Source organism: Chryseobacterium sp. ZHDP1 (assembly GCF_018603435.1).
Taxonomy (GTDB): domain Bacteria; phylum Bacteroidota; class Bacteroidia; order Flavobacteriales; family Weeksellaceae; genus Chryseobacterium; species Chryseobacterium indicum.
The window spans coordinates 2,622,330-2,635,201 of sequence record NZ_CP075682.1 but is presented as its reverse complement, the minus strand read 5'-3'; the positions used below and the strand labels follow the sequence as shown (position 1 = coordinate 2,635,201).

General features: G+C 35.8%; 12 protein-coding genes. 2 read left to right on the top strand and 10 right to left on the bottom strand.

The genetic code is table 11. The annotated features are described in order from the left end of the window. Positions 1 to 6 precede the first annotated feature (6 nt). The 10 genes from KKI44_RS11885 to KKI44_RS11840 form a co-directional block, all read right to left on the bottom strand. Complete coding sequence (locus KKI44_RS11885; RefSeq protein WP_214587478.1) at positions 7 to 540, bottom strand: hypothetical protein; 534 nt, start codon at positions 538 to 540, stop codon at positions 7 to 9. Continuing rightward, entirely contained in the window at positions 537 to 3,266 is a 2,730-nt protein-coding gene (locus KKI44_RS11880) for a hypothetical protein (protein WP_214587477.1), read from the bottom strand. Before KKI44_RS11880 ends, KKI44_RS11885 begins: the two co-directional genes overlap by 4 nt. Further along, positions 3,259 to 4,059, bottom strand: a complete 801-nt coding sequence (locus KKI44_RS11875) for a WxL protein host-binding domain-containing protein (RefSeq protein WP_214587476.1) — start codon at positions 4,057 to 4,059, stop codon at positions 3,259 to 3,261. Before KKI44_RS11875 ends, KKI44_RS11880 begins: the two co-directional genes overlap by 8 nt. 97 nt (positions 4,060 to 4,156) lie before the next feature. Next, positions 4,157 to 4,735, bottom strand: coding sequence for a hypothetical protein (locus tag KKI44_RS11870; RefSeq protein WP_214587475.1), 579 nt, complete (start codon positions 4,733 to 4,735; stop codon positions 4,157 to 4,159). Positions 4,736 to 4,975: 240 nt separating this feature from the next. After that, positions 4,976 to 6,580 (bottom strand): hypothetical protein, encoded by a 1,605-nt coding sequence (locus KKI44_RS11865; RefSeq protein ID WP_214587474.1) that lies wholly within the window; start codon positions 6,578 to 6,580, stop codon positions 4,976 to 4,978. 340 nt (positions 6,581 to 6,920) lie between these two features. After that, the gene (locus KKI44_RS11860; RefSeq protein WP_214587473.1) at positions 6,921 to 7,721 is read right to left on the bottom strand and encodes an SDR family oxidoreductase; all 801 of its coding nucleotides are present in this window, start codon (positions 7,719 to 7,721) and stop codon (positions 6,921 to 6,923) included. 122 nt (positions 7,722 to 7,843) lie between these two features. Then, entirely contained in the window at positions 7,844 to 9,073 is a 1,230-nt protein-coding gene (locus KKI44_RS11855; protein ID WP_214587472.1) for a 3-phosphoshikimate 1-carboxyvinyltransferase, read from the bottom strand. 88 nt (positions 9,074 to 9,161) lie between these two features. Then, positions 9,162 to 9,488 carry a nucleotide pyrophosphohydrolase gene (locus tag KKI44_RS11850; RefSeq protein WP_076396420.1) on the bottom strand — a complete coding sequence of 109 codons (327 nt, stop codon included), beginning with the start codon at positions 9,486 to 9,488 and terminating at the stop codon, positions 9,162 to 9,164. After that, the gene (locus KKI44_RS11845; protein ID WP_214587471.1) at positions 9,489 to 9,680 is read right to left on the bottom strand and encodes a hypothetical protein; all 192 of its coding nucleotides are present in this window, start codon (positions 9,678 to 9,680) and stop codon (positions 9,489 to 9,491) included. Between the two features lie 3 nt (positions 9,681 to 9,683). After that, positions 9,684 to 11,096: a hypothetical protein gene (locus tag KKI44_RS11840; protein WP_214587470.1), complete on the bottom strand. Its 1,413-nt coding sequence runs from the start codon at positions 11,094 to 11,096 to the stop codon at positions 9,684 to 9,686. A 182-nt stretch (positions 11,097 to 11,278) separates the two neighbouring features. Between KKI44_RS11840 and KKI44_RS11835 the strand changes: the two genes are divergently transcribed. Together KKI44_RS11835 and KKI44_RS11830 are read left to right on the top strand one after the other, a co-directional pair. Next, positions 11,279 to 11,530, top strand: coding sequence for a type B 50S ribosomal protein L31 (locus KKI44_RS11835; protein ID WP_002976190.1), 252 nt, complete (start codon positions 11,279 to 11,281; stop codon positions 11,528 to 11,530). A gap of 105 nt (positions 11,531 to 11,635) precedes the next feature. Then, a complete protein-coding gene (locus KKI44_RS11830) occupies positions 11,636 to 12,796 on the top strand; it encodes a GlmU family protein (protein ID WP_214587469.1) in 1,161 nt (386 codons plus the stop codon). Positions 12,797 to 12,872 lie beyond the last annotated feature (76 nt).

The window sequence follows — 12,872 nt, the reverse complement described above, 5'->3', positions numbered from 1 at the left end:
TTTTCTTTATTCTGTTATCGTATAAGTAATGATGACCGGTGTGTTTGATCTGGCATCTAAGTTAGAATAGTTGTTAATTCCAAGGGTTATGATCAGCTGATGCCCGTTATTTGCTCCGTTTCCTGTAAATGCACCGCCGATTCCGCTTATTATGGTTTGAGCTGATGTTGTAAGTGTAATCTGAGGAGAAGGTACTCCCAGCGTTCCTCCGCCTGATCCTGTTGCAACGGCTGCCATAATTTTAATGTCGATACCGGGAATAGTTTGGTTAACAGATGCCGTAATTCTGCGTGCTAATCCAGAAGGAGCAATTGCAGATGTATAATTGATCCATTTTGAAGAATTACTTGCAGGTGCTGTTACAGCATTTCCGGCTTCGGAAGGTGCGGTGTAGTTTAAACTAATTGCTCCGGAAGGTTCAATATCCATAAGTGTTACTACAGGCAGACTAATGGCAACACTTCGGTTTCCTGATGTTTGAGAAAATATCTTGCAGGATAATGTAAGAAAAATTAAAAATATAGATACTGAATGCTTCATTTCTTTTTTCTGAATTCGTTATAAGTTACTTTAATTGGCTCCTGCTGAAATTTTATTTCCGATTGCTGTTTTATAACATTGATGATTAATGTTTTTATTTCTGAAGGTTTCAGGACAAAATCAAAATGATCTACCGGAATTTTATACTTTTTGTCCAGTCCGTTTCTGTAAACTTTTACTTTCCATTCTCCCGGCCGCAAATAGGTGAAATCAAAATTTTCTCCGACATCAATTATTTTGCGGTAAATCTGATTTCCGTTTGATATTTCAAGCATAATGCTTTCTCTTTTCTTATTAGACAGATGAACAAAGTCTGGTTTCGGACTTTCAGAATATTCGATTTTTCCCTGAATCTGTGAAGCACTTGTTAAGCCAAAATTAAAGATATTTTCTCTGTTGGATATTGTTACTGAGGCGGGAAGATCAATATCCGGAATGTCATTGATATCGCCTGTAGAACGGTCGATCTCTAAAACATAGTTTCCCGGAATTACATTTTTAAATACAAAATTTCCGCTTTTATCAGTTACTGATAAATAATGCCCTAGTAAAATTCTAATTCCGTCTACTTTTTTTACTCCCAAATTGTTAATTGTTCCGTAAAGCGCAGCGTAATCTGCTGTTTTTTGAGTCGGAATATCCAGTCTTGCGGTATAACGAAGAGAGAAGATAAAATCTTTATTGCCCAGTTCTCCACGCTGTAAAGTATATCTTCCGGAAAGATCAAATTCATGTCCCGGAAAGATCTGCTGATGAAATATTAATTCAAAAAGATTTCTGTCTGCAAAATATTCTTCTGGCATATAATTGTTCTGATAAGATAAACTGAAGTTTGTTTTTTGTGAGAAACGGCTCAGAATTCTAACTCCGTAATACATCTGCTTCTGATTTTGCATCTGATATCTTGAAGTAACAGCATAACTTCCATAAATATTAAAGGAGGTTCTGAATTTTTCAAATCCTACATTGGCGGTGTAAAAACTTGAATTGCCAGAAAAGTTCAGAAGATAGTTGTTGGTTTTGCCAAACTGACTTTCAAAATTAAGTTGAAAAATTCCCAGCTGCTGTTCCATGCTGATTCTGAAAAACTGTTCCTTATAATCAAATTCCTTTGGAATCAGACGGTCTTCGTATCTCTGAAATCCATTGAAGATCGTTATAGAACCTTTTTTGGTGTATCTGTACTGAATTCCATACTGTAGATATTTTCGGTATGGCGCGGCGAGAAGCAGCGTGTCGCGCTGAAAGTTTTTTGCATCCTGAACATAATTGGCAAGTATATTCACTTTATTAAAAATCTGAAATTGAATATTTCCGTTAAATGTATTTGTATTGTTAAAGTACCCTGCATATTCTGGAGAGGAATGCATATACATAAGATTTCCGCTGATTTTATTAAAATTGGCGACTGTTTGCAGCATAAAAGCACTTCCTTCAGTTTTTCCGGTTTTGCTGTAAGACGTTTCACCGGAGATTTCAATGCTTTTATTTAATTTGAATTTTCCCGCTAAATAAGGCAGCTGCGCGTCCGAATGAAATCTGAAGCCGGAGAAGCTTAATAAAGAATTATCTTTACGGGGAATTTTGTATAAATAGCCGGCTGTAATTTCCGACTCTTTAGCAATTTTAATTTTTGAGTATATATTAAATTCATCCTGAATATCCCGGAAAAATCTGGGATGATTGTAAAAGCCTCCGAAACTTAATTTTTCTGTATCATAAAGAACTTCTGCGCCACGACCGTACCTTGCATATTCCGTTAAAAATGAAGAGAAATAATTTTTATCTCCGAGATGAATAAAGAAATTTTCTCTTTTGTAATTCACAAAATATTCCTCATATTTCGTGAAAGAATTAAATGCCACAGGATTTTTTGTCACCGCATGAAATTCAATAATATTTCTGTTTTCTTTATCCAGACTGCCTTTTCCGTAAATTTCTCCCTGAAATCCGTTTTGAAATTCGCCTCGGTTCTGCATTCCGGTAAATGCCAGAGAAAAGGCTGCAGGAAGTCTGTGGAATATATCTTCTTCTGATGGTTTTACGGAAATAATTTTTACGCTTGTATAAGCAGACTGATTTTCTTTCGGGTTATCTGCAGAATAAACAGAGAGCATAATATTCTGCATTTCGTTTTTACCTAATTCCGGGTTTGTTTTTTTTAAAACTGTAATTATTTTTTGTTCACTGGCTGATAAAATCAGTGATGTATTTTGATCAATTATTGCATTTTTGCTCTCAAGAATCAGGTTTTCTGTAAAGTTTCCATTGTTTTTTAAAAGAAAAGTAGAAATAATAGTTTCTCCCGCCTTCACAAATTCCGGAGCATTTAATGAAGTGAGTGAAAGTTTTCGGCTTTCTGAAATTATAAATTCAAAATGCTTTGAAAATCTTTCGCCGGTGCTTTTTTCGGAGCCGTACAAAGTGATTCCGTATTTTCCGTGAGGAGTTTCAGATGCTATTTTTACAGGAACAAGATAGATGGTTTTCTCTGCTGGTGAAATTTCAATTTCTCCTTTCGTAAGGATAGGAATAATATTCGGATCGGAAGTTTCGACGGTAAGATTATATGATGTACGAACAGAAAATTTATTTTCTACAGTAAAAGGAATAGAAGTAATACTTCCCGGCAGCAGACTGTCCTTTTTTTCAATAAAATTTTTTGTCTGAGAAAAAAGGAATGCCGGAAATAGCGTAAAAATATATAATGCACGTATTTTAATCATTTTTTACGTCGAGTTCTACATTGAGAGCAAAAGAATTTTCATCTTCATCTGTAGCGATAAGAACGGCTTTATACTGAGCCGGAGGAGTTTTTTCCAGATCAATGTAAAAAGATTTTGATGTTTGGGGCAGCAGACCCATTGCCTGACTGGAGAAAGTCCCTGCCTTTTGTCCGCTCTTTTTATCATACATTTCAATTACCACGATAGGTTTGCAGTAAAGATTTCCTTTATTGGCAATGGCAACTTTCAGAAGCTGTCTGCCATTTTCTTTTTCAATTTTTACCCCTTCGAATTTAAGATCAGGTCTTGCCTTTTCCGTATTCAGATCAGTAATTACCTGAATGGCATACCGGATAACAGAAGTTATATTTACTCCCTGTTTATTATCGTTTGGGGTTATTTCTTCTATAGGTTCCACAATAATAACGCTCCAATAACTTCCGGGTTCAGTAATTCTATCCGGAACCATAATTTCATAATAAACCTCTGTCGTTTCCTTTGCTTTCAGAACAATCATATTGGTGTTCATCTTAATCCAGTCTGCATTGGTTTTTAGATTTGTATGAGGAGCAGAATATTGAATAGACCCATCCGACTGATAACTGAAATCCTGAAGAAATAATTTTACACTTTGCGGCAGGTTGCTTGTGTTTTCAATAGCTATTTTGCCTTTATAGATTTTTCCGTTTTCAACTTTATAGGTATGGGAAAGTCCGTTCAGAACTACAATACCCGCTTTCAGGAAAGTAAACTGAATCAGGAAAACAGAAAACAGAAGGATACTCTTTATCATAAACTATGTAAAGTTTTAAGTTTGAAAAACGACTATACAAAACAGAGAAGAAATTGGCACAACTTCTTCCTGTCTGTATATATGGGAAATGTAATAGTTAGTTGTCCGAAATCGTATATGTAACGGTGGCAACAGTATTGGCGGCTGCCGTTAAATCTGCATAGGCAGCAACACCACCCGGAGTACTTCCGGGAACTAAAGCGTAAGTAAGATTATGCCCGTTATTGGCTCCGTTACCGGTATATGCACTTCCGATTCCTGAAATGATGGTTTGGTCTGCAGTACTTAATGTAAGCTGTGCAGAAGGAGTTCCTAAAGTTCCTGCTCCGGATCCTGTTGCAGCTGCTGCGGTTACATTAATATCGACGCCGGGAATTACGGCATTTAATTTCACAGAAACATTACGGGTAGGATCTGCTACAGATTTTATGGAAGAATAATTAAGCCATAGGGTGGTATTGGCTGCGTTTGCTACGATTGGGTTTCCGGCTTCAACTGGAGCTGTAAATCCTAAAGTAATGTTTTTACTGGCAGCAGGTTCAATGTCTACCAATGCTACTTCCGGAACGGAAATCGTTAAAGTGTGATTGTCTGTGTTGGTGTCCTGTGCGCTTAAATTACCGGATACAGCAATGGCGGCTAAAGACAAAGCTAAAGTGAATTTAAATCTTTTCATGGTGAAATATTTAGTACAATGAAGTTAATAAGTTTTAAATTAATATGCAATATTTTTAACAATAAATTTTTATTGTTATCATTTATTTATCAATAACTTATAATTTTAATTGTTTATTCAAATTAATGATAAGGGTAGTGGAATTTTATAATTTTTGCCCTGTACAAAAGGAAAGTCTTATAAAACTTTAGCTGTTTTTATTGCAGAAAGATGGGAAAGAAATGGTGAAAAAAGTTAAAATTAAAATCTGCTCAGGATTCCCCAATGGATTTTAATATCATTGAATTTAAAAGGATTTCCGAACTCGTTACCATTGGAAAGCTGGAAGCTCATTAGCCCGATCGGAATAAAGAAATTAAAACCCAGCCCCACACTGTAGAGTTTAGGCTTTACATTCAGAGATTTATTATTGAGCTGTCCGTACTGCCCGAAAACATCAAAAAAGGCCTGACTTCCGATGAGATAACGGTACTCTAAACTGCCGTAATAAAAGAAATCTGCGGCAAGAGAATTTTCATTAAAACCACGCATGGAATTCCAGCCTCCGAAGCGGTACAATTCGTTGGCAGAAAAGTCAATTTTAGAATCCATCATAGCCCCTTCTGCCTTGAGGTTGAGGAAATGATTTCCGTTAATATGATAATTATGCTCTCCAAAGAAGTAAAACTGATTCTGTGGAGATTGTATATTTTCTTTGGTATAAGTGGTCGTTAAATAATCGTATCCGGCGTTTATTTTGGTCTTGTAAAGGAAAAGATCAATATCGGTAGGCTCTACCATTTCAAACCAGATTCCGATTCCCTTTTTGCTGTAATCTTTACCCTGAACATACAACGTATCGATGATGCTGGAACTTTCGAAAGTTCCTCTCAGTCCCAGTTTGTTTCGGGAGTTCAGATGATAATAAAATGCGGGAAGAGCCTTCACATTGGCAAAAGTAGAATCCTGACGGAAAATATTCACCTTCATATTGAGACCAACGTTGGATTTGAAAAGATAGGGGATATCAGTCTGTAAATCAAAAGTCTGTCCTTTATCCGGATTTCTCTGCCAGTAAAGATTGATAAGCTCGAAGCTGTTGAAAATATTTCTGAAATTTACATTCAGGGTTCCGTTCAGCGTAAATTTGTCTGTTTTATCATTTCCGAAACCAATGACCCCGTCAAAACTGTTGGTTTTTTTCTTTTCCATGAAAAGGTAGATGCTCGTGGAATCTTTAGTGAATAACGTTTGCGGAGGACGCTCCAGAGCAACAAACTGATGACTCTGAAATGATTTATTAATGGCAATCAGGTTTTTATCGTCGTAGGTTTTCCCTTTAAATTCTTTCTCAAGATTTTTAATGAATCTTTTGGGAACGCTTGTGTAGCCTTTTACCACGAAATTATCGATGGTTCTTTTATTGTTTTTGTTAATATCTATTTCAACAACAGGATAACCGTTTTTCTGACCTTTGTATTTCGATTTTATTCTGCTGAATGCAAAACCTTCATCAATATACTTTTTGTTGATGCTTTTTTTGGTTGAATCTAAATTTTTGGTAAAAAACTCTTTCTGGAGCTTCGTTTTATCTGAAATAGAATCTGAAATATTAACGTAAGTCTGATTAAAATTTTTCCCTTTATCGTAAAATATTTCTGTGCTGTCACCTTTTTTTCTGACTTCTTTAAGCTGAGTAAAAAAGTAATTGGTCTGAGCCAGGGAATCCAGAAACTTCACTGCTGAAGCGGAATCTTTTACCTTTTTCTTCACCTTGGTTTCAGAGTCGATCAGGAAATAATGCTTCTTCTGCGCCTGTACAAAAACGCAAAACAGTACAAAAAATATTTTTAGAATTAATTTCAATGTTACATTTTTAAACCATTAAGATTTTATTTAAGAAGTTAAGAATAGTAAGCTAAACTTAAATTTTATACATTTAGAATAATAGAATAAGTTTTCTTAGGAATGATCTTAACTTTTAATGATTGTCCGTAATTTGTCATCATTGAAAAACCTTTGAGTTCTTTGCTGAGTGAATAGTTTATGCTGAGCTTGTCGAAGCACCTTTGCGAACTTAAAACAGTTGGTATATAAAAAGAATCTTAGCGATCTTTGCGTTAAAATTAAGCATTATGATCAATGACGGATAATCAAACAACTTTTTAAATATTCATTAGATTAATTTTTTTTAAAATAACTGAAACTAAGCCAGTTTATTGTATTTCTTCATCAAATTTTCGTAAGTTCCCTGCGGAAGAATCCATTTTAACGGAACTCCGATTTTCTGTCCGAATTTACCAAAATAATAATGTGCTTTCCATTTATTTTTGCTTAAAAGCTGATCTATATATTCTGCCACTTCCAGAGGTTCTGTTCCGTCACCCACGTGAGAATTCATTAAAGCGTATACTTTCTCGAAAACATTTTTATAAGGTTCTGAAACTTTTGTTCTCACTCTGTTTTCTGCGATATTGGTTTTAATATCTCCTAAATGAAGCGAGCAGACATTTACATTCCAAGGATAAACTTCGTATCTCATCGCTTCCGTTACTTTATCCAAAGCCGATTTTGAAGCCGAATAAAATCCGCGGAAAGGAAGTCCCATTTCACTTCCTATACTGGAAACATTGATGATCTGCCCGAATTTGTTTTCACGCATTTTCGGCATTACAGCGCTCATCATTTGTACAGCTCCGACCAAATTCAGATTAAACAGTTTCAAAATATCTTCTTTTGAAGAATCTTCCACAGCTCCTACCATTCCCATTCCGGCATTGTTGATGAGAACGTCAATTATGTTTTCTGTTTTCAAAACTTCAGCAATCGCATTTTGTACGGCTTCATTATCCGTAACATCAGTGGGAATTGATTTAAAATACTGACTTTCGGTGTGTTTTCTGCTTAAGCCATAAACTTTATGACCCTTCTTCCCGAAATATTCTGCTAACACGAAACCAATTCCTGAGGAAGTTCCGGTGATGATGATGGTTTTATGTTGTGACATCTGATTGTATGTAAATTTAAACTCTGTTGTCATTCTGAATGAAACTCAGTGGAATGAAGAATCTGTTTTTAGATTTCTCTTTCGTCAAAATGACAACTATAAATTGATATTATGTGTAAATATTATTCTTTAATTAATAAATTTTCCAAATCCTCCCAAAACATCGGATACGATTTCTCCACAACATCTTCCTCTTCAATATTTAATTCTTTGATCAGGCAAAATGGAGCAAAGCTCATCGCCATTCTGTGATCCTGATACGTTGCAATGGAAATATTTTCCTGAGGTTCGTTGAAGCTAATGGATTTAATCGTCAAATCTGTAAATTCTGTTTCCGTACCCAGCTTTTTCAGTTCATTATGTAAAGCTAAAAGACGATCGGTTTCTTTTACACGCAAAGTTTCCAATCCTGAAATTTCAAAAGGAATTTTCAGGGCTGCTGCAGTTACACAAAGCGTTTGGGCAATGTCCGGACAATTATTCATATCCAGAACGATCTTTTCGGGAAACTGAAAACCTTCAATTGGCTTAAGCGTGAGTTTATGCTCCTGTTCCGTGAAAGTCGTTTTAATTCCGAAAAATTCTTCATAAATCTTTACAATTGCCGAGTCTCCCTGTGTAGATTCTTTGTAAAAGCTTTTCAGATGAATGGTTGTTCTTCCCAACGCAGCAAAAGAGTAGAAGTAAGATGCCGAACTCCAGTCGCTTTCGACTTCATAATTGATAATTGACGATTGACTATTCACATCAAATTTTTCAACTTTGATCGTATTTCCGATGAAGCTGCTTTTAATTCCGAATCGGGTTAAAATGTTGAGCGTCATTTCAATATAAGACCGTGAAGTCACTTTACCGACTAAATTTATTTCCAGTCCGTTTTCCAGTTTTCCGGCAATCAGAAGAAGAGAGGTGATGAACTGGCTGGAAATATCCGCCGGAACATCCACTTTGGTCTCCGTAATTTTTCTTCCGTGAATTTTAAGAGGCGGAAATCCTTCATTTTCCAGATACTCAATTTCTACACCCAGATTTTGCAGAGCAGTAACCAGATTTTTGATCGGTCTTTCTTTCATTCTCTTGGAACCCGTAAGAATTGTTGTCTTTCCTTCCTGAATAGAATAATAGGACGTAAGAAAACGCATCGCCGTTCCCGCATGATGAATATCCACAATTTCCGAATCTTCAGACAGAGCTTTTTTCAGAAGTTGTGTGTCCTGAGAATTCGATAAATTCCCGATTTCTATATTTTTAAACAGACTTTCTAAAATCAACAAACGATTCGAAATACTTTTCGAACCGCTGATCTGTATGGTTTTGTTTTCCTGTAATTTTGATTTTTCTAGCTTCTTCATTATTCTTCTAAGTTGAAAGCCCGAAGCTGGAAGATGGAGGTGAAAAGTTTAGTTTAAAAACTTCCGGCTTCCAACTTCCGGCATCCGGCTATTTTAATTTTTCATTATTCTGATGGCGGTCCTTGTCGCGATCCGTCTTGATCTTCATTTTTCTATCAAAAGCTTCCTGCAGATTAACTCCGGTCTGATTGGCCAGACATAACGTTACAAACAAAACATCTGCCAGTTCCTCGCCCAAATCTTTACTTTTGTCGCTTTCCTTCTCGCTTTGTTCTCCATATCTTCTGGCGATGATTCTCGCCACTTCGCCTACTTCTTCCGTCAACATTGCCATATTGGTCAATTCATTGAAATAACGAACGCCAATGGTCTTAATCCATTCGTCAACTTGCTGCTGCAGATGTGTAATTTCCATTTATGGTTTGTTATTGATCTTTTCTTCTAATGCAACTATTTTTTCTTCCAGTGTTTTTATTTCTTCTTCATGATAGGCAGAATCTCCGATGTTCGCAGTAAAATCTGCAAATCTTTTCAGAAGCTTTCTTACCGTGAGATACACAATAATTAAAACGGCAAAAGCCCCGATTTTTACAATATCAAAATCCATTTTTTAAAAGTATTGATAAGCTCCCACTGTAGGATTTGAAGTTCTTGAAACATTGGCTATATCTGTTGGAACAGTTGCCGCAACAGCTGTACTTCCTTTTCCGATTGCCGGAGAATTCTGTTTTACCCTCAGGTTCATCTTGGCTGCGAAATAATTAACAAACAGCGGATCCAAATTTTTAAGAGACTGAATAACTCCCGGACTTGTATTAAAATCAAAACCGGCTTCCGAAGTTCCGGAATATTTAATGAGACAGTTCTGAATGGTAAAATTAAATAAATTCGGCGGAGTCTGTTCAAAATTAACAGAATTGTCACGGTCGGAATACACGATGCTGTTTCTTAAATTAAAGATCAGTGCTCCGTATTCTTTCACTCCGGATGTATTCGTCCATTCATTAGCGGCTAAGATTCCGTTTCGGTTATAAGAATGCAGAAGATCCGAATAATTGGCAATCGTACAGTGGGTAAAGTTATGCGTTCCTCCCTTGAAGATTCCTACCGCAGATTCTCCGCAATTATTCATCACAAGATTTTTTGCAGTAATTGTAGAAGCAACGGCATAAATTCCATATTCCTGAAAGGTGTGGATAAAAGAATTGCTGATATTGGCACTGGTCTGTTTCATGTCAAGACCTTTTGTTCCTCCGAAGAGCCTTGCATAATTCATATTAAGGGTGGAACCTGCTTCCATTTTAATAGAATTCCAGTTTTTAGGAATTGTATCGTAGGCAGGATCATTTCTGTCTCCGCGAAGTGTAACATTGTTGGCTAAAGTACCGTTAATATTCAGTGTGGCTCCCGAAAGTACTTTCATTCCGCTGTTTTTGTGAAAATAGACTTTTGTTCCCTGTTGAATATTCAGAATAACATTCTGGTCAATCGTCAAATCTCCGTAGATAATTTTAGCTTTATTGTTATTCCATGTTGCATCGGAAGTAATAATATTCGGATTCGTAGGTGTTTTTATAAAAAATTCCGCATCCTGAACCACAGAGAACAATACAACCTGTTGTTGTCCTACAGGACTCTGGAATAATATCTTATCTTCGGCAATCGCTTCAGGACCGCTCGCTTCCGGTGCAATTTCAACGAAAATATACAGACTGTCTTTTTTTCTTAACGGGACATCCTTAAAATCATATCCCGGTTTTCCGTCCACATTGATCTTATACAGAGAAGTAGCCCCTTTTTGAAGGTGAATTCGAGGGATCAGAATATCTTTGTCTTCATTATTATATACTTTTACCGCATATGTTTCTGAACGAACCTGATGATAAACCGTATCGCAGAAAACCGTGTCTTTGGAAAAGCTTAGTTCCTGAGAAGGAGCGTCGAAACTGATGTCGTCCTTATTACAAGATACAGCCATAACAAGCATCCAGAAAGAAAAAGCCAGTAATAATTTGAATTTCATCGAAATTAAAGTTTAAATAGATTTCAAATTTAACGAAAATACTTTGAATTTCTTATGAAGAAAAAAATATTGATTGTCTATTTGTAATTTTAAAAAATTATTGTATTTTTGCACCCTAAAATTAGCAGAGAAATATCCATTACTATTTCGAAAGCAAACTTTAATTTTTTAAAAATTGTATTATGAAAAACGGAATCCACCCAGAAAATTATAGACTTGTTGTTTTCAAAGATATGAGTAACGACGAGGTGTTTCTTTGCAAGTCTACTGCAGAAACAAAAGATACTATCGAGTACGAAGGACAAGAATACCCATTGATCAAAATGGAGATCTCTTCAACTTCTCACCCTTTCTACACTGGTAAAGTGAAGTTAGTTGACACTGCAGGTAGAGTTGATAAGTTCATGAACAAATACAAAAAATTCGCTAAGTAATTTTTTTGTGATCATAATATTTAAAAGTCTTTCGGTTTCCGGAGGACTTTTTTATTGTATTTTTGTTTAGACGTTAAACATTCATTTTAAACTAAAAACTGAACGATGCAATTAGTATTTTCAGATGCACAATATTGGGAAGATTTTCTTCCGCTTACTTTTACACGTCCCGTTGCAGAAATGCGATGCGGAATCCTTACTTTCTCTGAAAGATGGCAGAAAATTTTAGAAAACACCGAGATTTCTTTCTTCACGGAAATGTATCTGCAGGGAAAATTTCCAGAACCAGCAAAAAAAGAAAGTCTTTTTCTGGTAACGAATTTTTTACCGACAGAAAATGTGATTCAGCAGATCAAAGATCTGAAACAGGGAGAAGCATTGGTTTATGAAGACGAATTGGTCGCTGCAAAAATCAATATGGATGGTTTTTCTCTGCACCAGATCGAAAAAATGACGGACATTAAGGAAGAACTTATTTTCTTTAAAAAACCTACAGATCTTTTTACTTATAATAAAGAAGCTATAGATTTCGATTTTGCATTGCTTACGAAAGGCAGAGTTTCTCAGGAACTTTCTTCAACCAATGGATTTTTAGGGAATAAAGAAGATCTGTTTATAGAAGAAGGAGCACAAATTGAATTTTCAACCATCAATACAAAAACAGGCAAGATCTATATCGGGCAAAATGCTGAGGTGATGGAAGGCTGTAATCTTCGGGGCCCGATTGCGCTTTGTGAAGAGTCTAAGTTTAATTTAGGTGCAAAAATTTATGGGGCAACGACAATTGGTCCTCATTGTAAAGTTGGCGGAGAAGTCAGCAATATTATTATTTTTGGATATTCCAATAAAGGTCATGATGGTTTTGTCGGAAATTCAGTGATCGGAGAATGGTGTAATCTGGGAGCAGATACCAATTCTTCCAATCTTAAAAATAATTACGCTCCTGTAAAATTGTGGAACTACAGAACAAAATCTTTTGAAGATACAGGATTGCAGTTTGCCGGTTTAATTATGGGAGATCATTCTAAAACAGCGATCAATACACAACTAAATACAGGAACTGTAGTTGGAGTTGCTTCCAATATTTTCAAAGAGGGTTTCCCGCCGAATCTGGTGGAAAGTTTTTCGTGGGGCGGTTTTAAAGGCGATGAGAAATTTAAATTAGACAAAGCCTACGAAGTAGCAGAACGGGCAATGGCAAGAAGAAAAGTGCCTTTAACCGATGAAGATAAGGCTATTTTTAAACATATTTTTGATGCGTATTAATACGATCAATAAAGGAAACTTCAAATTTTTTTGAAGTTTTTTTATTTTTAATGTAATAAAATGTAAAATCCGGTTG

What these genes read in the sequence shown, in the direction of transcription:
- KKI44_RS11840 (WP_214587470.1), bottom strand. Translation starts at nt 11,096, where the DNA reads ATGAAATTCAAATTATTACTGGCTTTTTCTTTCTGGATGCTTGTTATG.
- KKI44_RS11830 (WP_214587469.1), top strand. Translation starts at nt 11,636, where the DNA reads ATGCAATTAGTATTTTCAGATGCACAATATTGGGAAGATTTTCTTCCG.
- KKI44_RS11850 (WP_076396420.1), bottom strand. Translation starts at nt 9,488, where the DNA reads ATGGAAATTACACATCTGCAGCAGCAAGTTGACGAATGGATTAAGACC.
- KKI44_RS11885 (WP_214587478.1), bottom strand. Translation starts at nt 540, where the DNA reads ATGAAGCATTCAGTATCTATATTTTTAATTTTTCTTACATTATCCTGC.
- KKI44_RS11875 (WP_214587476.1), bottom strand. Translation starts at nt 4,059, where the DNA reads ATGATAAAGAGTATCCTTCTGTTTTCTGTTTTCCTGATTCAGTTTACT.
- KKI44_RS11860 (WP_214587473.1), bottom strand. Translation starts at nt 7,721, where the DNA reads ATGTCACAACATAAAACCATCATCATCACCGGAACTTCCTCAGGAATT.
- KKI44_RS11855 (WP_214587472.1), bottom strand. Translation starts at nt 9,073, where the DNA reads ATGAAGAAGCTAGAAAAATCAAAATTACAGGAAAACAAAACCATACAG.
- KKI44_RS11835 (WP_002976190.1), top strand. Translation starts at nt 11,279, where the DNA reads ATGAAAAACGGAATCCACCCAGAAAATTATAGACTTGTTGTTTTCAAA.
- KKI44_RS11870 (WP_214587475.1), bottom strand. Translation starts at nt 4,735, where the DNA reads ATGAAAAGATTTAAATTCACTTTAGCTTTGTCTTTAGCCGCCATTGCT.
- KKI44_RS11845 (WP_214587471.1), bottom strand. Translation starts at nt 9,680, where the DNA reads ATGGATTTTGATATTGTAAAAATCGGGGCTTTTGCCGTTTTAATTATT.
- KKI44_RS11880 (WP_214587477.1), bottom strand. Translation starts at nt 3,266, where the DNA reads ATGATTAAAATACGTGCATTATATATTTTTACGCTATTTCCGGCATTC.